Here is a 25,531-nt window from a genome sequence, read left to right as displayed (position 1 = left end):
AATTTTATCCTCTATTGCGTATTTCAATTAGTTTATTTCGATTTGAATAACTCTTAAATACAAAGAAAGTTACTCTCCTATAAAGAAGAGTAACTTTCTTACTAAGCGATATCTTAAATTGTATTTTTATCAAACGTCCCTAACCAATCCTGCCTGTTCTGACTCATATTCTTGGTATTATGAATAAGAGCTTCCAGAGAGGTAAGATCCCGCGTGCTGCTCCCGTAACTGGCCACAGTAACAATAGCACCACTCTTTGCCTGATATACACGCTGCTCCAACGTAATATAACTTGTATTCTCCTCATTCTTAACCGTATGGCCCTGAATTTCAGATACTACCACCCAATCACAATCAGCAGCCATTGCTTTTTTAAAGACATCATTACTTTTTTCCCCTGTGTCTAATACATATCCGGGCAACGTATTTCGATATTCATCATACAGCGCTTCCTTCATATAAGAAAATTCTCCACGCAGCTCTTCCGGCAATTGGTTTTTGATGGGTGCAACATATACTCTTGGCTTGCCAGGAGTATATGTTGTCTCGTTTGGTATTGACAATTCTCCCGCTGCTACAGCCTGCTGTCTTTTCTGGTAATAATTCTTAATCGCCAAATCCAGATATAAAGTAATTTGATGTGGATCAGCATCTTGATTACTTGGGGTCTGCCAACGAATTTCTCGACCAAACTGCTCATATCCCCCCACTAGTTTTTGCAATGCTCCAGTTACAGGATCGCCAGTGGTCACAACGCGCGTAAGGTGCAAAGCAGGTTCAAACTTCTCACGAAACGCTTTATTACCTACTGCTGGCGCACCAAAGGTAATCACTTCAATCTGCTCCGGCTTTACCCCCATATCAAGAAGCCTTGCTCCACCAATGGTAACTCCAGCACCGCCTAAACTGTGGCCTACTAAATATACTTTTTTATCCTTATCGCCTAGCAACATTTCCAGCAATGATTTTTCAGAATTGGCACCTTCTGCAAGTATTTCTCTACTGAATCCCGTCTGAACATATTGGTTAAAGCCCTTATGCACCTTTGGAGCGGAATCCGGTATATCTTTGAGCAGGGAATTAGCGGTGAATTCTTCAAGAGTTTTCCCAGCAAAATAAACCTTACTCACACGCAAATCGACTTTAACGTCTTTTACATTTTCAGTCCCCACTACAGAAAGCAAATAAGAAGGCACTGTATCTCCTTGCTGAATTTTTCTAGCAACCAAGAACCTAACATCTGCCTGATCACTTTTTTCTCTATAGGACTGTACTTTCCAGCCATTTTGTTCCAGAGCACTCCTGGCAATATTTCCTTCTCGATCACTATATGCAGCAGTACAGGCAACAGCAGCTAAATATAGGCTCCTGGCCTCTTCATAATCTTCCAATGCTCCTGCACTGCCAATGACAGGCTGAGAAAGCAGCAGTATCATAGTGATTAAACATATATAATTTATCATTTTTTTCAAAATACCATCTCCCACTACTCCTAGCCTCCTTTCCTATTAGATAACAATGGCAGTACTACACATCAATTGTCTATTGTTCAACATTATTATAAGGGTCCCACTCTGTCATAGTCGACAAATATTCGATCGCCTTTTTGCAGTCAGACAGCAATTTTTCTTTATCTTGCGGCAGCGTACCTGCTAAAGCCACATAATTGGATATATGGTTGCTGCGGAACAAACAATGAGATTCACTAGGTAGATCAATGGCATGAATCAGCTCATGCAATTCGTCCATGATTTCCGGCGGCGATAGAATTTCAAATTCCCCACGTTCGTATTCAGCTCGCAGCTCACTTCCCCGGTACATCATCAACGTTAAAGCACTCAGCATTGTAGGACGAATGGCATTTACTGCCTGAGCAGTATGATAGGCGTGCTGCCTAGAACCTGCCTTCCCTCCAAGGCCAATGATTACCATTAAAGATAATTTGATGCCAGCAGCCACTACTTTCTGCCCTGCCTCAATAGATTGTTGTGCGGTAACCCCTTTATTTACATGACGCAGTACTTCGTCATCACCCGACTCCATTCCATAATACACCAGTTTTAATCCTGCTTTTGATAAGTGTTGCAGTTCTTCTGGTGTTTTTCGCAAAATATCATTGGGTCCTGCATAACAGGATACTCTGCGCAGTTTTGGAAAACGCTCTTTCAGTACTCTTAAAATCTCCAATAGTGTCTCCGTCGGCAAAACAAGAGCATTACCATCTGCTAAGAAAATACGGCGAATAAAATCCTTATATTGTCCCGCATGGTTAATTTGCGCCATAATTTCATCCATCGTTCGCATGCGGAAATCAACACTTCTGTACATATTGCAATAGGTACAGCGATTATGAGAACACCCGATAGTTACTCTTAAAATAAAACTTTCCGCTTCACTGGGCGGACGAAACACAGGACCCCCGGCAGTATCAAAATACATACACTTCCCTCCCTAATAAAAACATATAAAACAGGATCGAAACCGCAGAGGCGCAGAGAACACAGAGAAAAGATAGATAGAATAAAAACATAATACCCTCAGCGTACACCTCTGTGGATCTCTGTGGATCTCTGTGCACTCTGTGTTAAACGTTCTCCTTAAAAAACTTATACTTTTACATATCATTACAATACTATCTCCACTCTATCCCCGATTACGATTTCATCCTCAGTGACTAAGGAGTCATATGCCAGCAGAATGACGCCTTTTTGAGCAGCAAGTCGTAAGGCTGCGGCAAAACCCGGATCCGTTTTATTGTTAGGGCTAAAACTTTTTACCCCTTTCATCTGGACCAGGAAGAAAATGTACCCCTTATACCCCTCCTCCACTGCTTTCATCATTTCAAGCACGTGTTTAGTTCCTCGCAGTGTAGGAGCATCAGGAAACATTACCAGACCATTTTCTTCTAAGGTGACACCTTTCACTTCAATAAATCCTCGGCAATCGGCTGACTCAAAATAAAGATCAAATCTGGACTTTCCATAGGTTACTTCTTTTTTCACCATAGTAGTGTTTGTAATTTCCGAAATACCGTTAGCCAGCAATGCTTCAAAAACAACAGAATTGGGTACTTGTGAATCAATATTAATCAAGCAATTCTCTTTGTAGATGCCAATGATCGAAAATCTGGTTTTTCGCTCTGGATTTTTGGCTCGCTCCAGTATCACGATCCTTCCAGCAATAAAAAGTTCCCGACATCTGCCTGTATTTTTGACATGAACCACTTCTTCGATTCCGTCAACTAATACATGGGCAATAAAGCGATTGACACGCTTTATAAAAATACCTTGTACGATATGACTATATTTCATGAATACCTGCCATTTATTTCTCCTTATTAAACAACGGAACAAACTGTCCATATCCTGCTTTTTCTAAATCTTCTTTAGGGATAAAACGCAGTGCTGCCGAATTAATACAATAGCGTAATTTATGGGGTGCAGGACCATCATTAAATACATGCCCTAAGTGAGAATCCCCTGTTTTACTGCGCACTTCTGTACGAATCATGAAATGACTGACATCCTGTTTCTCCTTGATGACCTCTTCCATAATAGGCTTGGTAAAACTAGGCCATCCACAGCCAGAATCAAATTTATCTAAAGAAGTAAACAAAGGTTCTCCCGATACAACATCCACATAAATACCAGCCTGGGTATGATCCCAAAATTCATTTTGAAAAGCAGGTTCTGTTGCCTGATTTTGTGTTACCTCATATTGAATTTTAGTGAGTGTACGCTTTAGTCCTTCCTTATCTTTCATTCATAACACTCCTCTTTTCAAGTGCGCTTCTTTCCTATAGCCTGCCCTTATTCAATGAGATTAACCTATGTCTTTTATACCATACTATCAGGAACTACACAACCCTTGTTTTTTAACAAAAAGTCCCGCAAAGTCTTTATAATAAACTGTTGCAGGACTATCGTGTTATGTTCTTATTTTTTTATAATATGGCGAAGGTTACACGCTGCCTGATAAGGATCAGCAGAAGCAATAATCGCTGATACAACGGCTGCTCCATCGGCGCCAGCCTCTATCACACGCTGAATAGTATCCTTATCAATGCCGCCAATAGCAACAACCGGCACCGAGACGCCCTCTTTTATTCTTCGCAAAGCTGCTAAACTCACATGATCAGCGTCGCTTTTTGTCCTGGTAGGAAATACGGCGCCGACTCCTAAATAGTCCGCCCCTCCATCCTGGGCTTTTACAGCTTCTTCCAAAGTAGAGGCAGATACGCCAATTATTTTAGTAGGACCAAGTAATTTTCGTGCTACTGCTAAAGGCATATCTTCTTGTCCAATATGTACACCGTCAGCATCAATCGCTAAAGCAATATCAATCCGGTCATTGATGATGAAAGGGACATTATATTTTCCAGCAATCTGTTTTACCACCAAGGCTAACTCAAAAAAATCTAAAGTAGACACATTCTTCTCACGAATCTGTACTAAAGTAGTACCTCCTTTAATAGCCTCTTCCACTGTTGCCGCTAAATCCTTATTCCCCAGTAACTCTCGATCTGTTACTAAATATAATGAGTAATCAACTGCTTTTTTATCCATTGGAAATGACACCGCCTTTCTTCATAAGCTCAGGTGTCATAGCCCACACGGCATCAAACAGCCGCATCCGAAACGTGCCGATTCCTTCTCCTGCCTGCAAAGACTGCTGTGCCAATTCCCCGGCTAAGCCCATGATCATAATGCCTGCTGCCGCTCCCACAAACCAATCCTCCGTTGCTCCACAAAAAGAAGCAACCAATGATGTAGCCATACATCCTGTACCTGTAACTTGAGATAAAATAGGATGACCATTATCAATCAAGCAAACTCGATCTCCCTGAGCAATGATATCCTGCTTTCCGGTAATCGCAATTACACAGTTAAGCTTTTTAGAAAGGAGTTTGGCTACTGTTTTTCCATCCTCTTCATCAGCAGTCGAATCAACCCCCTTAATCTGTACCTCCAATCCAGCCAAAATCTTCATTTCCGACATATTGCCGCGAATGACCGACGGCCCAACTTCTTCTATGATTCGCTTGGCAGTGGCAGTTCGAAGACTGGTTGCTCCCACTCCCACGGGATCAAAAACAATAGGAATGCCGCGTTCTTTCGCCTTTTTGCCAACCGCCAGCATGGACTCAATACTTCGCGAATTTAAAGTTCCTATATTTAATACCAAAGACGAAGCAAAGGAAACCATTTCTTCTACTTCTCCTATATCATCTGCCATAACAGGAGAAGCACCAATGGTCAGAGTTATATTGGCACAATCGTTCACTGTCACATAGTTCGTAATATGATGTACCAGAGGCTTTTTGGTTTTTACAGTTATGAGGCTGTCGGATATTTTTTGCAGGATTTCCATTCTTTTGTATACCCCCAAATGATTTTATAAAGTAGTGATGTAAGGAGTAGAACCGGCATGGTCGCTCCCAGTACAAACTCCATGGTAATAAACTGATGATACATAATAACTCCTAAGGCCCAAACTGCCAGAGCACTCCAATTTACAAGAAGGTCTGGACGCAATTGCCTGTTTTTAATAATAAAATACTCAGTTAATAGTACCGCAAATAATGGAGCAAAAACAGATCCAATGGCAAGGAGGAAATTTTCGTACTGCTCAATATTCACCCACAAAGCGATACCCGTGCCAATCACCGTCATAAATAAAGCAATTCGTTTCTCATCCAGCTTCGGAAAAATATTAGTAAAACTAATCCCAGCAGAATAAGCATCTAAGAAAGTAGTTGTTACTGTTGCCAGCACAATAATGCCTAGAGCTGATAATCCTAAATTAGCTGCCAGCATCATAGCAGAAGGTTCGGGATTGCCTGCAATAATAGCAGCGCCTAAGCCAATCAGATACATCCAGCAGCTGCCAATAAAATAACCTAGCCCGCTGCCCAAAGCTGCACTTGTTTTACTTTTCGCAAAGCGTGTATAGTCAGCAATCAGCGGCAACCAGGACAATGGCATAATAATACTCAATTCTAATGCCTCACCAAAAGACATTCCTCCCATAGGCGGTGCATTTAAAGCGGTACTATCTTTAAATACTACATTACTTAAGAGTACCGTAATGCCAAACAACAAAAATACGGCTGCCATATTCACTTTCTTTAAGCCGTCCTCTCTGCCAAGAGCGATCCACAGAAGAACTAAGCCGCCAATCCCCATGCTCCAAAGAGAAAGCTGATCCATTCCCCACAGCATTTTGCTGATTTCATTAGCTGACCGGGCTGCCGCAATAATCATAACTGCTGTCCACCCTACAAGCTGCAGCACATTTAACACAGAAAATAAATAAGATCCATATACGCCAAAAGAAATACGGGTAGAGACGATAGCTGGTATCCGTTCCTGGGTACCAATAATACCGCCCAGCACCAAAATAATCACACCAACCACATGACCAATCACAATGGCCATTACTCCGCTTTGAAACCCAAGAGGAGCTAATAACCCTCCTGTTAAAATTTCAGCAATGGATACTGCCGCACCAAACCATAAAAATAAAAAGTGCTTAAAACCTAATGTATTATTTGTTTCATTCGTCATTTAACATACCTGCGCCTTTATATAAATTATAAAAATGATGAACAGGACCAACACCTTTACCAATGGCAAAAGAGTGTTCAATCGCCGTGTGAATATATTCCTTCCCCTTAGAAACTGCTTCTTGCGCAGAATACCCCCTAGCCAAATTGGCAGCAATTGCAGCCGACAAGGTGCAGCCTGTGCCATGGGTATTTTGTGTAGCAATTCGAGGTGTACTCAAATGCTGATAGCTTTCTCCATCAAATAAAATATCGGTAGCATCATCTTCCCGATGTCCGCCTTTTAGCAGTACATACTTTGGTCCTAATTGATGAATGAATTTAGCAGCTTCTTCCATATCCTTCAAGCTATGAATCTTTAGTCCACTAATTTCTTCTGCCTCGGGAATGTTAGGCGTTACAACTGATGCTAAGGGCAGCAGATAAGAGATCAATGCTTCTACCGCCTCGGGCTGCAACAAATAGTAACCGCTTTTCGATATCATTACGGGATCTACGACAATGTTCTGGGCATTATATTTTTTAAGACCATTTGCTATGGCTTTAATCGTTTCCGTACGGGAAACCATGCCGATTTTCACAGCATCTACTGTAATGTCATCAAAAATAGCTTCAATCTGTTTATCAATCACAGCTACATCAATATCCTGTACAGCAAATACTCCTTGGGTATTTTGTGCTGTCACTGCTGTAATCACACTCATGCCAAATACTCCATGTGCCGAAAAAGCCTTCAGATCGGCTTGAATCCCAGCCCCGCCACTTGAATCAGAACCAGCTATCGTTAGTACCTTCTTCATATAAATTCCCCCTTATTGAAATCACAAAATTGTACTTAAATTATAAAAATGATTGAACCGCAGAGGCGCAGAGAACGCTGAGAGGGAGTATAAATCTCTATTCCGCCATCTTTCTCTGTGCTCTCTGCGCCTCTGCGGTTCCTTTTTCATTTGTTTTTCCTCTCAACATTTCTTTTTAAATTTAAGCTGCGAATATATAAAAAAGCACATCCATAAGGATGCGCTTTAGCATATACAAAGACTCTATCGCTCATCCCTCCGCTGGCATTACCCAGATCAGGTTAAAAAGGGTCATAGATTTCAGATCTATCTCTCAGCCGGCTCATCCAGCTCCCCTTGACGTGAAATATTCTTTTCAGGATCATCGTAACATATCTTACTACTCTTTTCAACCAAAGTATTTTACAATTGGCTTATCCTTTGCAAAGCTGCCGCCAAAGATTCACCTAAATCGCAGGTCTGCCAACTAAAAGAAAATAAACCCGCTTATAAAAAGCGGGTTTATCCGACGACTAAAGATCGTCTACATTAAGAAACATCAACATCAATCTCTTTTTTATGCTTCTTAAATTTTTTAATGGAACCTACGCCCTGCTCAATCAGGACAAATAGTACAGGGATCAAGAATATCCCCAGGATGGTTGCTGCCAGCATGCCGCCAACAACTGCCGTTCCCATAGAATTTCTTGCACCAGCACCAGCACCTGTAGCAACTACAAGAGGCAAACATCCAATAATGAAAGCCAATGACGTCATTATGATAGGACGTAACCGTAATTTAGCGGCCTCAATAGCGGCTGCAACAGGATCCATTCCCTTATCAACCCTAACTTTGGCATATTCTACAATTAGAATTGCATTCTTAGCCGCCAATCCAATGAGCATAACCATCCCAATTTGCATGTACACATCATTTTGCAAATTACGAGCATATTGGAAGAAAATTGCTCCAAAGATACCTGTAGGGACTGAGAGCAAAACTGCAAAAGGAATACCAAAGCTTTCGTAAAGAGCTGCCAAACATAAGAATACAAACAGCAGCGCAAAACCAAAAACATAAGGAGCACGACCAGCTGATACTTTTTCTTCACGGCTCTGATCGGTCCACTCATAACCAAAATCTTTAGGCAATGTTTGTGCTGCCACTTCTTCCAATGCCGTTAAGGCCTGCCCAGAACTATAACCAGCCGCTGGATTTCCCCCCACCTGAATGGCTCTATAGCCATTAAAGCGTTTAATGGAAGAAGGAGCAGTAATCACTTGCGGTTTTAATAAAGTATTAAGTGGCACCATAGCGCCAGAAGAGCTACGGACGAAGAAGAAACGAGTACCGTCTACATCATTACGGAATTTTTGTTCCGCCTGCATAACGACTTTATAGGATCGACCAAAACGGTTAAAATCATTGACCTGCACGCCGCCAAGAAAGGTCTGCAAAGCAGTAAACACATCATTTACCGGGATACCTAACTGCTCTGCCTTCTCCCGGTCTACTTCAAAGCGATACCCAGGAGTATCAATGCCAAAAGTAGAATAAATCATACCAATTTCCGGTCGTGTACGAGCAGCGGCCATAAATTCTTTGGATATCCGATCCATTTCCTCAATGGTATTACCACCTTTATCTTGGATCATCATGGTAAAGCCGCCTACGGTACCAATACCGGGCAATGAAGGAGCATTAAAGGAAGTAACCTTCGCCTCAGGAACATGAGCACTATTCGCTAAGGTTTTCATAACTTGATCTTGAACGCCTAAACCAGGTGCCTTTCGTTCATCCCAATCTGCAAGTTTTGTAAAAATAATTGCAGAGTTGGCTTTGGCAGCACCAGCTAAAATATCATAGCCTTGAATAACAATGGCATCCGATACGCCTTGCTGAGCACGCATATCATCGGCTATTTTATTCGCTACAGTAGCAGTACGATTCGCACTTGCCGCCTCTGGCAAGCTTACACTGGTAATAAAGAATCCTTGGTCTTCACTAGGAACAAAGGAAGATGGCACCAGTTGAAATAGCTTGCCAGTTACAAGTAATAGCACTACCAAGAAAACAATACCTAAAGCAGATCGTTTAATCAGCTTTCCTAAACCACTGCCATACTTTTCTACGGTTGCCTCAAATGCATCATTGAATTTGTTAAAAAACTTTTCCAGCATGCCTGAGTGGGCATTGGGATCATGAGGTTTTAACACTAATGCGCAAAGAGCTGGTGTCAAAGACAACGCCACAATGGCAGACAATGCCATGGATACCGCAATGGTCAAAGCAAACTGTTTGTATAAAACACCTGTAGTTCCGCCAAAAAAGGCTACAGGAATAAACACAGATGCCAGCACAAAAGCAATGGCAACAACAGGACCCGACACTTCACTCATGGCCAATTTCGTTGCTTCTTTTGGGCTAAGGCCCGTATAGCGCATATGATATTCGACTGCTTCAATTACAATAATCGCATCATCAACTACCAACCCAATGGCCAATACCATGGCAAAAAGAGTCAGCGTATTGATAGAAAAGCCCATCACCATAAATGCAGCAAAGGTCCCAATCAAAGAAACGGGAATAGCAAGCATTGGAATAAGAGTAGCACGCCAGCTTTGCAAAAATAAAAATACGACTAAAAGCACTAGTACCAGAGCTTCTGCAAAGGTTTTGGCAACCTCTTTCATGGATTCACGCACATACTTGGTATTATCAACGATGGAATAATAAGCAACATCTGATGGAAATTTCTTTGATGCTACCTCTAAGGCTTCCTGTACTTTCGTAATGGTGTCTAATGCATTTGCATCGGTAGTAAGCTGAACCGCAAAGGCTACCGATTGATGACCATTCAGGAAACTCTGGAAGCCATACTCCTTAGAGCCCATCTCAACCTTGGCGACATCTTTTATGCGAATGAAATTGTTATCTTTAGAGCTGACAATAATATTTTCAAATTCTTCAGGCTCAGTCAAACGACCTTGTACCCGGGCTGTATATTGAAATTCCTGCTGGGAAGCAGAAGGTCTTTGGCCAATGGTTCCTGCCGGAGCCTGCACATTTTGGGTAGTAATCGCACTAGAAATATCACTCCCCGTGAGTCCTAACTGCGCCATTTTATCTGGCTGCAGCCAGATCCTCATCCCATAATCAGCACCATATTCCATAATATTCCCTACGCCCTTGATTCTCTTCAGCTCTTCGATAAGGTAGATACTACCATAGTTCTTTAGAAACGTACTATCATAGCTTCCCTTTGGAGACCATAAGGAAAAGATCAGAGAATTATCGGGAGAAACCTTACGAGTCGTAATACCTGTTGCAGTAACCTCAGCAGGCAGTGACGCATTGGCTTGTGCAACCCGATTTTGAGTTTGCACTGTTGCCATATCAGCGTTTTTACTTAAATCAAACTTTGCCGTCAAAGAGTACGAACCGGAGTCAGAACTTGTTGACTGCATGGAAACCATATCTTCTGTCCCATTGACTTGCAGTTCAATCAATTGGGCCATTGTCTGTTCTACAACTTCAGCATTTGCTCCAGTGTAATTACCACTTACACTAACTTGCGGCGGCGTAATCTGCGGATATTGGGCTATCGGCAGATTGAATGCTGAGATTAAACCAACTAATGTAATAACGATCGATAATACAATCGCAAAAATGGGACGTTCAATAAAAAACTTAGCCACCAGATTACCTCCTATTGCTTCGCCGGAGTTTGTAACTCATCCGGGCCGATCATGATTACAGATACAGGTGTTCCTGGCGGAGTCTTCAGAAAGCCTTCTACAACAATGCGGTCGTTTTCAGTAACGCCCTCTTCTACTACCCACATATTGCCAACTTTCGTACCCATCTTAACTACCCGTGTTTCTGCTTTATCTCCTTCACCCACAACAGTAACAAGGGTCTTATCCAGCATCTGCTGAACAGCTCTTTGCGGAATTAATAAGGCTCCTGGGCGCACTTCACTTTGTACCGCAACACGAGCAAACATACCGGGAACCAGAAGCTTGTCAGGATTGGCAAAAGATGCTTTAAAACTCAGTGTACCTGTGCCAGTTGCTAATCCTTTATCTACCTGTTCAATTTGCCCAGTGAGTGGATAGGCAGATCCATCGCTGAGAATCAGCTTCAAATCCCCTCCCCATTCTGCTGGAGAAGCACCTTTATTTTTAGCAAATTGTAAATATTCATTTTCACTCATACTAAACTTTACCATGACTGGATCAACAGAAGAGATTGTAGCCATAATGGTCGATCCTGCCGATACAAAGCTGCCAATGCTTAAATCGTTAATATCAATCCTGCCATTCAAGGGAGAAAGTATCGTTGTGTCCTCAAGATCTTGTTGTGCTTGCTGCACCTTAGCCCAATTGGCATTGGCTGCAGCAGCATTTTGCCTTTCTTCTGCCAATGAATTATCCAAGGTTTGTTGGGAAACGGCACCTTGCGAAGCAAGCTGGTTGTATCTGTCAACATCCTTACGTGTTTTCGCCAATAAGGCTTCTGCTTGAGCAGCTGTTGCCTGATTTGTCAGTAATGCGGAGTTATATTGACGGCTGTCAATGCGAAATATTGGCTGCCCCTCAGTTACTTCAGCTCCGCCGGTTACCATTTTATCCACAATATTACCGGAAACCTTAGCCCGTACTTGGACTTCATTTTTTGCTTCTATAGTACCGACAAATTCATATGCAATTGGAGTATCTTTCCGAACTACCTGCATCGCTTTTACTTCCACAGCCTGCGGTGCCGGTGCTGCCTGCTTACTGCAGCCGCTTATTATCACCATACTAAAAATAATTAATGCCATATAATTGCGCCATCTTACTTTTGAACTTATGCGAACCAAATTATTTACCTCCCTTAACTCTGCTAACACTAATTTTTACCTGCTGTTACTCCACTGTTGTATTCACATCATAAACACCTTTATGGAATATACCTTATGTAAGGTAGAATTTTCCCCTGTATATTGAAATCACTCCTTTTCAAAATGACTATTCAGTCAATCTTATTTTTATTCGACGAATTTATTACAATCCCTTCCTGCAAATCACTTTTTTTTTAAAGTTGAAGATTTAAAAAAGATGTCAAAAAAGACACCTTTTTCTGATTATTCTCCCATTAAAATTTTTTCATGAATTTTTAATATCATCTGTCCATAAGTTTTTCCAGGGACAGCCCATTTACCGTTTAAATCCGTCCATGTAAGAGATTGCCCGAACTTATCCGTACTCTTTACTAGATTATATCGGGGATCAACAATCGATAGTGCTGGCGGCCGTTTTGTCGTATAGGCCAACAAATGTTGAATCTGCGCCCTAACACCAACTTGCGCTGAAGGGAACCACGCCCCCTTAACACCGTTGCCTGTTGTTCCCAGTCCACAGTAATTATTCTGTAATGGTATCACATCACCGCCATAACGAAAATTGCCCGTTTCATGTAATGCTTGTGCAAATGCTAAATCTGGCCGGATTCCTTCCAATCCTGCCTCTTGGTAATAATGCTCAACCAACTGCTTAGGAGTGGTTGTAAGCAAAGGCAAGGGATTTCGCTTTAGAAGATATGTTACACATTGTTCTTGCGTCGCAATTGATGATCCCATAATCGTAAAATCAACTACAACGTCATTTGTAAAATAACTTTTTTTAACCATTGCAGGCTGAAAAATTTCAAAAGCAAAGGTATTCGATAATCCCCATATCCAAAGAACCATCAACCCAAAACATATTTTAATAAAGCTAAATTTCCTCACTTTCTACCTCCCATAAATCACATTCCTTCCATATAAAAGAACTATTTTACAAAGATCTATATAATCCTGCTGCCATTTTTCCTTTTATTGTTCTAACCGAATCCTTAAAGAATCATGCTCTATCTCCTGAGCCTTTTTACCCATAAGGGAAAAAGCCCATTGAATGGAAGGTCCCAACGTCAAAGCAATAATGATGGTACCAATACCAATCGGTCCTCCTAGAAAGTAGCCTAAAATTGCAATACTGCTTTCAATGACAGTTCTGACTTTCCACACTGGATAACCTGTTTTAGTAACCGCTCCCACCATGAAGCTATCCCTAGGACCGGCCCCCAGAGCAGCAGAAAGATAAAAAAAGCTTCCCCAGCCAATAATTAAAATACCTGCCAGTAAGAGTCCGCTTTGGAATAACCAAGATGTAGGATCAGGAATCCACCTATTATCCATAATTACATCCATAAAAAAACCGATGAAATACATATTAGCAATGGTGCCCCAGCCTGGCTTCATTCCTAAAAAGTAACTGACAATAATCACTAAAATTCCTGTTAACTGGGATACTTGCCCTAAGGTCAACGGAAGAAAATGAATCAGTCCTATATGAAGAGCATCCCATGGTGATGTCCCTAAATTGCTCTTAATGGTCATTACAATTCCAAGAGCAAAAAGAAATAATCCCAAAAATAAGAAAAAGAGTCTTTTTATCATCCGTTGATTTCCTCCTGTCAGTACAGTCTCAACTCTGAATCTGTAAATACACATAGGATAGAGTTGATGCTGTATTTGTATAAAATATGCTATATAGAAGTTATCAATATATGATGACAAACTTCCCGCTTCAAAGCCTGCTGCTTACTAATTCATGAAAACAAAGAAGCATTGTTGATGTTAATTAACAATGCTTCCACTATTCTTATTTTCTTATCTTACTTCATGGCTTGCTCAAGATCAAGGATAATATCTGCAGGATGTTCAACCTATAATGTATCTTGCCTGCTTAATGATGATCCTCCCGGTATCATAAGCTTTTTCTCCAGCCATTCTTGAACCCACCCCATAGCAATAACCATTACCCAGTAAAACACAGCCAGAGTAAGAAAATACGGCATAAAGACAAACTGAGCTGAACTTTGTTCCTCCACCTGCCGCGTCAATTCAGGAACGGTTATAACAGAAGCCAGTGAAGATGATTTTAAAATATCAATCAAACAATTCCATAAGGAGGGAATGGAGATTCGCAGCGCCTGAGGCAAAACAATCTTTTGGAGTACTTGCATTGTACTCATGCCAAGAGATCGGCCAGCTTCCCATTGTCCTATATGTATGGACACAATTGCGCCTCTAAATATTTCTGAAATATAAGCACCAAAATGCAAAATAAGCCCGATAAGCGCAGCAGGAAAAGGTTCCAGCATAATATGAAAGGAAGTTAAGCCAAAATACAATATTAACAATTGTACTAATAGAGGAGTACCGCGGAAAAAGGATACATAGACTTTGGCAATCACTTCGAAGATCCTGATCTTAAAAATCCTCATCAATGCTACTGCTAAGCCTACCATAACGGCTCCTAACATGGCTAATACACTTAGATAAATTGTAACCATAGCCCCCTCTCCCAGTACGGATAAGGAGGCAATGACAATATCCCACTCTCTATTTGCTAACATCTTCGCCAAACCACTTTTGGGATATCTTTAAATAGGTACCATCTGCTTGAATTTCTTGGAGTGCCTTATCTACCGCTTCAATAAGTTCAGGAGATCCTTTCCGAAAAGCAAATCCCATCTTTGCAGTATCAAAGGTTTTTCCTCCTACTTTAAGATTTGGGTTAGGATTTTTCAGAAGATATTCTGCAATATACAGTCGATCATTTACTGAACCTTCAATGCGTTTTGCTGCTACGTCTGCGAATATCTCATTGGCACCTTTATAATGCTGAATATTGGCCCCTGCTTTTTTAGCAATTTCTTCCCAGTTGCTGCCCTGCGTAACACCGATTTTACGTCCTTTAAAATCTTCTACTGTATTGATATCCGTTGTATCTTTATTAATAATGATTTGAGCACCTGAAACCGTATAAGGAGCAGAAAAGTCGTATTTTTCCAGCCTTTTTTCATTAATACTTACTTGATTGGCAATTACATCAAATCGTTCTGAGTCAAGTCCAACAAACATGGCTTTCCACTCAGTGGGGACAAATTCAGCTTTAACATGTAACCGTTTGGCTACCTCATTGATAATGTCAACATCAAATCCCTCTAATTCCCCTTTTTCATTCTTAAAGGTAAAAGGAGGGTACGTCCCTTCTGTACCAACTTTAATCGTGCCGCGATGATGAATCGTTTCTAATAAGGTCTGTTTTTTTGTTTCCTCCACTTTGGTTGTTTGTTGTGAACTGCACCCAATCGCAAATACCGTCAATAAAAAAATCAGAAAAATCCCTAAATTTCTTTTTTTCATTATATATACCCCTCCCAAAATGATTCACGGATAGCTGCTCTGCTATCATTTCCCTTGCTGTTAAGAGTAGTATAAAAAAAGAAGGCTAGCGCAAATAAACATGCGCCCAGCCTTCAGATTTCTGATCAGCAATGGGATAACGTAACAACTTAGTAAATTATCAATATCTTATCATTCTAGAATACATCTGTCAATTTTTTTATCACTTCAAATGGCGGGAATTTTTATCTTAAAACGCAAAATCACCATTTTTAAATACGGGTATTTCTTTCCCTGCTGCTGTTGTTCCAATGATTTCAAGATCCTTGGTTCCAATCATAAAATCTACATGTACCAAAGAATCATTAACACCTAATGCTTCTAATTCTTCCTTTGCCAAGTTCTCACCATCTTTGATGCATACAGGATACGCTTTTCCTATAGCCAAGTGGCATGAAGCGTTTTCATCAAATAACGTATTAAAATATAGAATGTTGGAATTGGAGATTGGTGAATTGTAAGGCACCAAAGCCACTTCACCAAGATAATAAGAACCCTCGTCTGTCTCAATCAGTCCTTTTAGAATCTCATACCCCTGCTCAGCAGTAAAGTCAACGATCTTCCCATCTTTAAACGTAAGAGAAAAATGATCAATGACGTTGCCATTATAATTTAATGGCTTTGAGCTTACAACGGTACCTTGAATACCTGTTTTTTTAGGTAACGTAAATACTTCTTCCGTTGGCATATTAGCGACAAATTCCAATCCTTCCGGAGTATATTCCGAACCGCCAAGCCATATATGATTCTTCGGAAGTTCGATCTTCAAATCCGTACCTAATGAATTTTTATACTGCAGATACTGAAATTGATTTGAATTTAAGAAATCTGAACTTTTCTTTAAATTTTGCTTATGCTCTTCCCAAGCTGCTACCGGATCTTGAGTATCGACTCGCACCGTTTTAAGAATCGCATCCCAGAGCTTGGCAACCGCTTCATCCTCTGATAATTCAGAGAAAACTTTTTTAGCCCAGGATTTAGTAGGAATGGATACAACACACCAGGTATTTTTATTACTCATCAATCTTTCTCTATACTCTTTAAGTGCCGTATTGCTGGCTTTCTGCACCTTTACTAATCTTCCAGGATTCACATCCTTGAGAAGTTCAGGATCAGATGCGGCAATACTGACAAAAGCGGCTCCTTGTTTTACATAAGACAAATAAAAATCCTTCTGCCATTCTGGAAACTCCTCAAACACCTCTTCCGGTGCCTGCAGGAATCGAATCTTAGACAATAACTCATCTTTCCAGGCAACAACAACATCTCTTGCGCCCTCTTCATAAGCATACTGGGCTATCATCCTGGCAAAAAAAGCACATTCGATGGGCGAAGCAATTACCAAGGTTTGATCTTTTTGAATATTAACTCCTGTTTTTACAATAAGACGTGCATATTTTTCCAGCATTGTATGATCCATCATTTTGCCCTAGCTAATTTCTATCAAACGAGATAGAAATCGCTACGTTTCACTCCCCTCATATTTACCTCATCAACACTTTTACTACAAAGATTTTTCACAATCCTATCCTTTTACCTGCAAAGGAAAAGTTAGCATCCATCGCGTAATAAACTTAAAAGGTATATTTTTCTTATTGTAACATTCAATATACGATGTAACAACCATCCTAGTTAATAAGGCAGCACACATAATAATACTATGTACAATTGAGCTGAGAAAAATAGTTCAATTACCTTTTTGATGATATGAATTTTAAAGCACAAAAATGCAAAGTTAAGAAGCTGTCGACAAAAATATATCTTTAGCTTAACACACATTTCTATCTTTTATGCAACAATAGATTCCTCCTTTTGACTATTTAACTTTTACTGTATGGAGGCTTTTATGGATTTGAAGTTAATTTTTGATCTCTTAAGTGACATGGCACTGATTGCCATGGCTGCTTATCTCTTCGGACGAACTCCTTATATTATACAATGTGTTCACAATCCCTTTACTTTTAAAAATTGGGCTGTACTGACTTTTATTTTTTCAGTTTTATCCAGCTTGTGTACATTTAATGGTGTGCCGATTGGCGGGGCATTAGCTAGCATGAGGCTAGTCGGTACATTGATGAGCGGCATCATGTGCGGTCCCCTTGTTGGATTTAGTGTGGGAATTATAGCTGGCATTCATCGATATCTTGTGGGTGGATTTACTGCGGAAGTTTGTGCGATAGCCACTGTCCTGGGCGGATTGTTTGCGGGTATGATTCGTCATAAAATTGGCTTAAATAACCTAACCTGGAAAACAGCAGCATTAGTAGCCTTTATGGTAGAGGTTTTACAAAAAAGTTTGGTACTTGTATTTGCTAAACCCTTTGAAGCAGCCTGGAATCTGGAGCTGCTTATCGCCTTTCCAACTACCCTGGTTACTGTGTTGGGAACGTCTGTTTTTATGTTAATTATTAAAGATATTCAAATCCAGCAAGAATTATATGGGGCTAAGGCTGCAGAGCTTTCCCTGGAAATAGCCCATCGCACTCTCCCCTATTTACGTCATGGGCTAACCCTCACCTCTGCCAAAGAAACAGGGAAAATCATTTATGAATTAACTAAAATGGATGCTGTTTCTATATCCAACAATAAGGAAGTTCTTGCTTTTATTGGCAGTGAATCTCAAAATCATACTATTGAATCCCCTCTTGCTGCTAAGCAAAAAATCGTCAAAGACATACCTGATGATTTTGTATCAGACTCTTTTGTTGTTGCCACATTAACAGCCCATGGAGCAGTAGCAGGAACGATAAAACTGTCACGCTCAGCAGGCAGGGTTATTTCAGAAATGGATATTCGAATTGCTGACGGTGTAGCCAAGCTATTATCAGGGCAAATTGAGTTAGCTGAAATAGATCATCAAAAGAAAATGCGAAAAAAAGCAGAGTTTAAGGCTCTTCAGGCCCAAATCAATCCTCATTTTCTATTTAATACGATCAATATTATTATGTCCTTCTGCCGAACCAATCCCGACACTGCCCGAAAACTGTTAGAGCATCTGGCAACAATGCTTCATTATAATTTTACCAATCATGAAGATTTTGTAACATTAGAGGAAGAAATTAATACGATTCATGCTTATCTTGAAATTGCTAAGTCACGGTTTGGATCACGTTTGCAGATTAAAACTAATATAGACCCGAATCTCTTACATACTAAGATACCTGTTTTATCCATTCAGCCCCTTGCCGAAAACGCCATTCAGCATGGTCTTTTTCCTAAAATAGCAGAATGTGTCCTTTCTATTGATGTCTATCGGCAAGAAGATGATGTTGTAATCTGTGTCACTGACAATGGCATCGGTATGAATATGGATAAGGTAGAGCGACTTTTCGCCACCCACTCAGAAGGAATTGGCATAAGAAATGTCTACATGCGATTAAAAGGCATCTATGGACAGCACTATGGTCTAAACATTGACAGTAAACCTGGATATGGGACTGTAACAACCATTCGTATACCTTATGAAAGGAAGGCAATACAGCATGCGTATTAAAACTGTAATTGTTGATGATGAGCAACCGATTTGTGATGAAATCGAATATCTTCTAAAAAAACATCCTGATATTGAAGTCACTGCTATTTTTAATAATGCCTCAAAGGCTCTTTCCTATCTCATCGAAAATAATTGTCCACTTGTATTTCTTGATATAAAAATACCAGGTATGTCCGGCTTAGAACTAGCCCAAGAATTAAATACGTTAGAACATCCTCCTCTCATTGTCTTTATTACCGCATTTACTGAACATGCCTTAGAAGCTTTCAACACACCAGCTGTAGGCTATATTACAAAACCAGTTACAGAAGGACAAATGGATCATACCTTAAACAAAATAAGAAATCTAATTCCTAATTCACCCCCACGCCCACAGAATATAGTACATAAAATCTGCGTTATAGCTAAAGGCAAAATTATTCCTTTAGACAAACAAGATGTAGTCTTTGCCTATGTCAAAGATAAAGATGTCTATATTCGAACCAAGACAAAGGAATATAAAACGACATTAAATTTACAAGAAATTGAAAGTCTTCTTTCAAACTCGTCTTTTTTACGTATCCATCGTCAATTCATTGTAAATTTGAATAAAATAGTAGAGATTATTCCTTGGTTCCATGGAAGTTATTTATTAAAAATGGATGATTTTAAGTCAGAAGAAGTACCGGTCAGCCGAAATAAGGTAAAACTGCTTAAGAATGCCATGGGTTTAAAATAAAAGGAATGTTACTGCTTCCTTTTATTTTAAACTAATCCCAGCCACTTCCAATACGTAGCCCCTAGAATCATAATCAAAAGATAGGCGATAACGGTCAATGGAATACCTGTTTTGATAAAATCCTTTACTTCAAAGGTTTCAGTACCATAGGCCACCATATTCTGCGGCGCATTAACAGGTAAAATAAAACCAAAGCTCACAACATACTGTAAAATCATCGTCATTCCTACTACATTGACTCCCGGAGTCTTCACGCCCTGCAGTATGGATATAATAATAGGTATCATAGCTGCCGCCAGCGCCGTAGCACTGGCAAATCCAAGGTGAATAATAATAAGAAATGCTGATAACACTGCCAGAATCATTAATATTGGCATCGTCTGCAAGCCAAAAATGGTAACAATAATCTTTGCAAGCCATGTAGCAGCTTTGGTCGAAAGAAGTGCCGAACCAAGACTAATACCAACCCCGAATAAGAGTAGTGTTCCCCAAGGTATTTTAGACTGAGCTTCCTTCCAGGTCATAATACCAATACCAGGTAATAGCATAATTGCAATGGCAGCAATGGTCGTAGAAGAAGTGTCGAAGGGATGCAGAATCTTCTCTGTTGCCCATAAACCAAGAAGTATTACCGATAGTATCATTAACTTCTTTTCATTTGATTTCATAGGTCCAAGTTCAGTCAAAGCTTTAGCAACCGCTTCTTTTCCACCTGCAATTTCATCTGTTTCAGGTGGCATCATTTTCATTAGCACGTAATACAAAGCCACGGACATAAAAATGGAAAAAGGAACAGCAGCAATAAACCAATCCAGCCAGCTAATATAAATACCGAGCTGCTTCTCAATAAAGCCCAATGCAATCATATTTTGAGCAGCTGCCGTCTTAATTCCTACATTCCAAATGCTGTCCGCTTGTGCTACGGCAATCATCATCATGCCAGCAAACTTACTCTTATGTTCTACACCAAATGCCCCTATAATCCCCATAACAATAGGAACCATGCAAGACACGCGTGCAGTAGTACTTGGTACAAAGAAGCTAAGAATAAATCCCACCAATATTACACCAATTAATACCCTATTGGTTTTAGCGCCGATTTTTGATAGAACAAATAAAGCAATTCTTTTGTCTAACCCCGTCTGCATCATGGCAGCTGCAATAAAAAGAGCTCCCCCCACTAATGCGAGTGCCGTATTACTAAAACCGTCTAATGCCATCCTTAAGCCTTGAGCCGTTCCTATTATTGTTTTTGGATCAGACTCATTAGGAGATATTCCAACCAGGAAAGCCATTAACGCCATGATAACAGCAGCACTAGCCGGATAAGATATCGTGTCTGTCATCCAAATAATAACCGAGAAGACTAGAATAGCAAGCATTCTATGGCCTGCTATAGGTAATCCTTCGGGGGTAGGTATAAGAACAATGCCAAGTAATATTAATGCACCTATAATTAAACCAAAACGTTTTAGAAATGATTGTTCTACAGATTGAATTTCTAACTTAGCTGGTGCCGCCATTCTACATCCTCCTTATGATTTACTAACTAACGCTAAAGATACATAAACGCCACAGCCTTTACAGTACTTTCCTATGGTTTCTATAGCCATATTCTTCACCTCCAACATTATCTTATATCATACTATTTACGCCTCAATGTAACTAGATAATTGAACCCAAACACCAAAATAGCCGTCTGAAATGCTTATATGCGGGCCGAAACGTTTGAAAAGCATGATACCTTGAATGAATTAATACTTATTTTCGCTTAAATATATCCTCAATAATAACGAGGCTGTCCTCATTTCTTTGCATTTTTGAGAGCAGCCCCGGATTTATTAAATTAAAAGCAGAACCCCCTTATCTTAAAGACATTCTGCTGCATCTTATTTTTCATAAGGCTGAAGTTCTAATAATTCTGGAATGGTAACAAATGCATATCCTTGTTTTTTTAATTCTTCAATCATAATTGGTAAGGCTTCTACGCTGCCGCCTAAATGAGGATTGACCCCATTGTGCTGTAAAATGATATAGCCATTTTTCATTTTAGGCACTACCCGCTCCTTAACAGTTGCAGCATCTGGTCCCTGCCAGTCGTCCGTATCCAAGGACCATAAAATAATCTTATTATTCCTGGAATAAATTGCAGTATCTGCTATTTCGTTATGAAAACCAAAGGGCGGTCGTACTAGTGTAGGTGTTTTCCCAATGATGCGACTGATCACAAGGGCGCATTCTGCGATTTCTTTTGTTACGCCTGGGGCATCCAGCTTTGTTAGATCAGCATGATCAAAGGTATGATTACCAATAATATGTCCTTCTTCATCAATTTTCTTTAACATATCTGGATATACCTGAGCTTGTCTGCCAATCACAAAGAAAGTTGCCTTTATATCCTTTTCTTTCAAAATTGCCAGAATCTTAGGCGTCCAGTCATTCTCTGGCCCGTCATCAAAGGTTAAGGCAATCTTTTTATCATGTGCACTGCCGGCCCAATATAACTTTCCAGGAATATTATGCCCCCTCTTATATTTATCATTATCGGTTGGAGTTATCTCCTCCCCGATCTCAGGAACTACCCGGGTTTCTGGTTTTTTCGCAGGAGTACAAGACGTTACTAAAAAAATGATGCTAAGCAAACCACAGAGCAGTAAAAGTTTCTGTTTGTTCATCATATCCCCCTTGTTAGCTTAACACAGCCTTCTGTCTTTTATACAGCCAATGACACCAACCATCCTGACAAGAAAAGAATAAGAAAAAAGCTGGGCGTCTTTAAAATAAAAAATCGTTTGAAACGCGAAGAAAACCGCAGAGACGCAGAGAGCACTGAGAAAAGATAGAAACAAATTTTCCTCTCTGCGTACACAAAAGAAGACTCATTCGAGAATGAGTCTTCTTTTGGTGTATCTTGCAGTCATTCAATGGGGTAATTGACTGCTTTTACTTGTATTTCCTTCTTCCGTTGTAATCGCACTTTCCAGGGTATGCCATGATAAAACGGCACACTTCACTCTGGCAGGCATGTTGGAAATATTCTGTAAGGCAACTGCCTCATCTAATATTTCCAATTGATCATCCTCTGTGATTTCCCGTTTGATCATGCCTAGAAAGGTATCAATCAGCAGCTGTGCTTTTTCGATGGTCTGCCCGCGAATCAAGTCAATCATCATCGATGTAGAAGCTTGGGAAATCGCGCAGCCAACCCCTGTAAACGATGCATCTTGGATGATATTCTTCTCTACCTTTAATGCGAGTTCTATTTCGTCGCCGCAGCTTGGGTTTCTGCCCTTTAGGATCACCGTAGGATTTTCCAGCTGCTTTTTATTTCTCTTTGATTTATTATGCTCTGCAATAATTTCCGTATAAATCTCACTAAGATCCATAGCCAAGCACTCCCCTGACACGTCCTAAGGCATTTATTAATGCATCTACATCTTCACGTGTATTATAAAAATAGAAACTAGCACGACATGTTGCATTCACTCCAAGATATTGCATCAAAGGATGGGCACAATGATGACCAGCTCGTATAGCAACTCCATCGGCATCCAAAATGGAGGATACATCATGAGGATGAATATCTTTTACATTAAAAGATATTACCCCGGTCTTTTTCGAAAGATCATCACATCCATAAAGAGTAATAAAAGGTAGCTGTTGAAGCTTTGGTATCGCATAATGAATTAATTCTTCTTCAATCTGTTCTATATTGGAAAAACCAACCTTCTCAATGTAGTCTATGGCTGCTGAAAGTCCTAAGACTCCTCCCACATTTTGAGTTCCCGCTTCAAATTTAGCTGGCAGTGGTGCAAAAGAAGTATCCTGCTCCCATACATACTCAATCATATCGCCGCCGCTTAAGAAAGGCGGCATTTTATCCAGCAAATGCTCTTTGCCGTATAGCACGCCAACCCCCATAGGAGCCAGCATCTTATGTCCCGAGAAGACTAAGAAATCAACATCCAATGCTCTTACATCCACGGCAAAATGAGGAACACTTTGTGCACCATCAACAATCACAACAGCCCCCACACTATGCGCCTTATGCACAATCTTTTCAATGGGGTTGATTATTCCAAGCACATTTGATACCTGGGTAACCGCTACGACTTTGGTTTTGCTGCTAATTTTCTTTTCGATTTCCTCATCTGTCAGAACGCCTGCTTCATTCACATACAAATATTGTAAGGTAGCTCCCTTCGCTTTCGCCACCTGCTGCCAAGGCACAATATTACTGTGATGCTCAGCAATGGAAATAACAATTTCATCACCGGGATTAATAAAGGTCATACCATAGCTATAAGCCAATAAATTCAAAGACTCAGTGGCATTCTTAGTGAAAATAATTTCACTTGTTTTTTCTGCCCCTAGGAACTTTCTAACCTTCTCTCGAGCATCTTCATAAATTTGAGTAGCCTTAACACTTAACTCGTAAGCACCCCGATGGGGATTGGCATTAAAGGCTGCATAATATTCCTGAACAGCATTGATGACCGAAAGAGGTTTTTGAGTGGTAGCCCCATTATCAAGGTAAACAAGCCGTTTTCCATTCATCGTTTTTTGCAAGATAGGAAAATCATTGACGTAATTATTAGACATGATGTAGCCGCCTCCTTAAATACGTAGAGATTGCATCTCTCAATTCGATCACTGGTATTTTTTCCAGAATAGGCTGAAAGTCAGCCTCGATAATTAATTTTTTTGCTTCTACATCACTAAGCCCTCTGCTCATTAGATAAAAGAGTTTATTTTCATCCATTTTTCCTGTGCTGACAGCATGCTGTCCTTCAACCGCATCTTCTCCGCACAGCATCAGTGGTGTCGAGCGATTTCGTACGTTTGGACTTAATAAAACCGTATATTCCTCTTCTTTGCCTTTAGAGCCGCTGGACCCCTTAATAAAATCTAATGTGCCTTTAAAGACTTTTTGACTGTGATCTAAGAGTACGCCTCGTGCTTCTATGCTGCTCAAAGATTCTGGGGCTTGATGGGTCTGTACATAATTAATATCAATTTTACGATTCTTATCACCAAAATAGAGAGAATGAATCGTTCCAGTGCTGTTTTTCCCCACCAATTGTGTTCGACAGCCTGTAATGGTTTGTAGGGCACCTAGTTCTATCAAGGTAAAATCAATCTGTCCTTTTTCATCAGTGATCGCACTAATGGCATCGACATGAGTATCTTGGTCAGCCAGCATTTGCACTTTAATTAAATGAACAACGGCTCCTTTTTGAGCAAAGACTTTAGTCACACCACTGTGGAAACCGTTTTGAATACAGGACGATGTATAGTTGATGATAATGGTCGCCTCGCTGTTTTCATGAGCAAGGATAAAGTGGTCATCTATCAGGGTTGGGTTTTCCTCATCTAAGTCATATTGAAGGATAATAGGAGTTTCTATTTTCTCCCCTTCTTCTATTTCAATGAAATAACCGCTGTTGTGGTTCTTCTTAACAAAGTCTCTCATTTCCTCACTTGCGCCCGCATCCATTTTCTTTTCCATAAATTTAATAGTATCTCTATGCAAGCGGATATCTGTAATGGTTACGCCCTTTTCTGAGCCTTTCGTTACAGGCTGCTTGGAGTAATCCGTTATAGCAGGAATATCAGCTTCAAGGACAGCAGTATTAACACCTAGCCAATTCCAGGTTTTTACTGGAATCGGATTTATATTCTTCTGTAGTTTTTCCATAT

Annotated in this window: 22 protein-coding genes and 1 riboswitch; of the genes, 2 read left to right on the top strand and 20 right to left on the bottom strand. The window is 40.2% G+C overall.

Annotated features, from left to right (window positions below; all coding sequences use genetic code 11):
• Positions 1 to 113: 113 nt before the first annotated feature.
• The 15 genes from FR7_RS07390 to FR7_RS07320 form a co-directional block, all read right to left on the bottom strand.
• The gene (locus FR7_RS07390) at positions 114 to 1,487 is read right to left on the bottom strand and encodes a lipase family protein (protein ID WP_007930885.1); all 1,374 of its coding nucleotides are present in this window, start codon (positions 1,485 to 1,487) and stop codon (positions 114 to 116) included.
• 55 nt (positions 1,488 to 1,542) lie between these two features.
• On the bottom strand, positions 1,543 to 2,439 hold the full coding sequence (locus FR7_RS07385) for a radical SAM protein (RefSeq protein ID WP_007930886.1): 897 nt from the start codon (positions 2,437 to 2,439) through the stop codon (positions 1,543 to 1,545).
• A gap of 185 nt (positions 2,440 to 2,624) precedes the next feature.
• Positions 2,625 to 3,311, bottom strand: coding sequence for a DNA/RNA nuclease SfsA (sfsA, locus tag FR7_RS07380; RefSeq protein ID WP_007930887.1), 687 nt, complete (start codon positions 3,309 to 3,311; stop codon positions 2,625 to 2,627).
• Positions 3,312 to 3,324: 13 nt separating this feature from the next.
• Positions 3,325 to 3,762, bottom strand: a complete 438-nt coding sequence (gene msrB / locus FR7_RS07375) for a peptide-methionine (R)-S-oxide reductase MsrB (protein WP_007930888.1) — start codon at positions 3,760 to 3,762, stop codon at positions 3,325 to 3,327.
• A gap of 173 nt (positions 3,763 to 3,935) precedes the next feature.
• Positions 3,936 to 4,565 carry a thiamine phosphate synthase gene (thiE, locus tag FR7_RS07370; protein WP_007930892.1) on the bottom strand — a complete coding sequence of 210 codons (630 nt, stop codon included), beginning with the start codon at positions 4,563 to 4,565 and terminating at the stop codon, positions 3,936 to 3,938.
• Positions 4,558 to 5,370 carry a hydroxyethylthiazole kinase gene (gene thiM / locus FR7_RS07365; RefSeq protein WP_007930894.1) on the bottom strand — a complete coding sequence of 271 codons (813 nt, stop codon included), beginning with the start codon at positions 5,368 to 5,370 and terminating at the stop codon, positions 4,558 to 4,560. The genes thiE and thiM overlap by 8 nt, the downstream gene beginning before the upstream one ends.
• Positions 5,334 to 6,566 carry a putative hydroxymethylpyrimidine transporter CytX gene (cytX, locus tag FR7_RS07360; protein WP_007930896.1) on the bottom strand — a complete coding sequence of 411 codons (1,233 nt, stop codon included), beginning with the start codon at positions 6,564 to 6,566 and terminating at the stop codon, positions 5,334 to 5,336. Before cytX ends, thiM begins: the two co-directional genes overlap by 37 nt.
• Positions 6,556 to 7,365, bottom strand: coding sequence for a bifunctional hydroxymethylpyrimidine kinase/phosphomethylpyrimidine kinase (gene thiD / locus FR7_RS07355; RefSeq protein ID WP_007930898.1), 810 nt, complete (start codon positions 7,363 to 7,365; stop codon positions 6,556 to 6,558). Before thiD ends, cytX begins: the two co-directional genes overlap by 11 nt.
• Positions 7,366 to 7,601: 236 nt before the next feature.
• A riboswitch (TPP riboswitch) is annotated at positions 7,602 to 7,712 on the bottom strand.
• 181 nt (positions 7,713 to 7,893) lie between these two features.
• Positions 7,894 to 11,043 carry an efflux RND transporter permease subunit gene (locus FR7_RS07350; RefSeq protein WP_007930899.1) on the bottom strand — a complete coding sequence of 1,050 codons (3,150 nt, stop codon included), beginning with the start codon at positions 11,041 to 11,043 and terminating at the stop codon, positions 7,894 to 7,896.
• An 11-nt stretch (positions 11,044 to 11,054) separates the two neighbouring features.
• Positions 11,055 to 12,239 carry an efflux RND transporter periplasmic adaptor subunit gene (locus tag FR7_RS07345; protein WP_007930900.1) on the bottom strand — a complete coding sequence of 395 codons (1,185 nt, stop codon included), beginning with the start codon at positions 12,237 to 12,239 and terminating at the stop codon, positions 11,055 to 11,057.
• Positions 12,240 to 12,473: 234 nt separating this feature from the next.
• Positions 12,474 to 13,118 (bottom strand): glucosaminidase domain-containing protein, encoded by a 645-nt coding sequence (locus FR7_RS07340; protein ID WP_007930901.1) that lies wholly within the window; start codon positions 13,116 to 13,118, stop codon positions 12,474 to 12,476.
• An 84-nt stretch (positions 13,119 to 13,202) separates the two neighbouring features.
• The gene (locus FR7_RS07335) at positions 13,203 to 13,826 is read right to left on the bottom strand and encodes a YczE/YyaS/YitT family protein (RefSeq protein ID WP_007930902.1); all 624 of its coding nucleotides are present in this window, start codon (positions 13,824 to 13,826) and stop codon (positions 13,203 to 13,205) included.
• 269 nt (positions 13,827 to 14,095) lie between these two features.
• Entirely contained in the window at positions 14,096 to 14,788 is a 693-nt protein-coding gene (locus FR7_RS07330; RefSeq protein ID WP_007930903.1) for an amino acid ABC transporter permease, read from the bottom strand.
• Positions 14,775 to 15,581, bottom strand: a complete 807-nt coding sequence (locus FR7_RS07325) for a transporter substrate-binding domain-containing protein (RefSeq protein ID WP_007930904.1) — start codon at positions 15,579 to 15,581, stop codon at positions 14,775 to 14,777. Before FR7_RS07325 ends, FR7_RS07330 begins: the two co-directional genes overlap by 14 nt.
• A gap of 229 nt (positions 15,582 to 15,810) precedes the next feature.
• Positions 15,811 to 17,043 (bottom strand): aminopeptidase, encoded by a 1,233-nt coding sequence (locus FR7_RS07320; protein ID WP_007930906.1) that lies wholly within the window; start codon positions 17,041 to 17,043, stop codon positions 15,811 to 15,813.
• Positions 17,044 to 17,466: 423 nt separating this feature from the next.
• On the opposite strand from FR7_RS07320, the gene FR7_RS07315 reads away from it, so the two are divergent.
• Positions 17,467 to 19,113, top strand: coding sequence for a LytS/YhcK type 5TM receptor domain-containing protein (locus FR7_RS07315; protein ID WP_007930909.1), 1,647 nt, complete (start codon positions 17,467 to 17,469; stop codon positions 19,111 to 19,113).
• Positions 19,103 to 19,831, top strand: a complete 729-nt coding sequence (locus FR7_RS07310) for a LytR/AlgR family response regulator transcription factor (protein WP_007930910.1) — start codon at positions 19,103 to 19,105, stop codon at positions 19,829 to 19,831. Before FR7_RS07315 ends, FR7_RS07310 begins: the two co-directional genes overlap by 11 nt.
• A 26-nt stretch (positions 19,832 to 19,857) precedes the next feature.
• Here the strand turns inward: FR7_RS07310 and FR7_RS07305 are convergent, their stop codons facing one another.
• From FR7_RS07305 to sufD, 5 genes are all read right to left on the bottom strand, one after another.
• On the bottom strand, positions 19,858 to 21,354 hold the full coding sequence (locus tag FR7_RS07305; RefSeq protein ID WP_007930911.1) for a DASS family sodium-coupled anion symporter: 1,497 nt from the start codon (positions 21,352 to 21,354) through the stop codon (positions 19,858 to 19,860).
• A gap of 366 nt (positions 21,355 to 21,720) precedes the next feature.
• Positions 21,721 to 22,506, bottom strand: coding sequence for a polysaccharide deacetylase family protein (locus FR7_RS07300; RefSeq protein ID WP_007930912.1), 786 nt, complete (start codon positions 22,504 to 22,506; stop codon positions 21,721 to 21,723).
• A 246-nt stretch (positions 22,507 to 22,752) separates the two neighbouring features.
• Complete coding sequence (gene sufU, locus FR7_RS07295; protein WP_007930917.1) at positions 22,753 to 23,217, bottom strand: Fe-S cluster assembly sulfur transfer protein SufU; 465 nt, start codon at positions 23,215 to 23,217, stop codon at positions 22,753 to 22,755.
• Positions 23,207 to 24,433, bottom strand: coding sequence for a cysteine desulfurase (locus FR7_RS07290; RefSeq protein WP_007930918.1), 1,227 nt, complete (start codon positions 24,431 to 24,433; stop codon positions 23,207 to 23,209). The genes sufU and FR7_RS07290 overlap by 11 nt, the downstream gene beginning before the upstream one ends.
• Positions 24,426 to 25,529, bottom strand: a complete 1,104-nt coding sequence (gene sufD / locus FR7_RS07285) for a Fe-S cluster assembly protein SufD (RefSeq protein WP_007930919.1) — start codon at positions 25,527 to 25,529, stop codon at positions 24,426 to 24,428. Before sufD ends, FR7_RS07290 begins: the two co-directional genes overlap by 8 nt.
• Positions 25,530 to 25,531 lie beyond the last annotated feature (2 nt).

The organism is Pelosinus fermentans DSM 17108, from assembly GCF_000271485.2.
GTDB classification, from domain to species: Bacteria; Bacillota; Negativicutes; order DSM-13327; family DSM-13327; genus Pelosinus; species Pelosinus fermentans.
The sequence above is the reverse complement of the archived record's forward strand: the minus strand, read 5'-3'. Positions and strand labels throughout refer to the sequence as shown.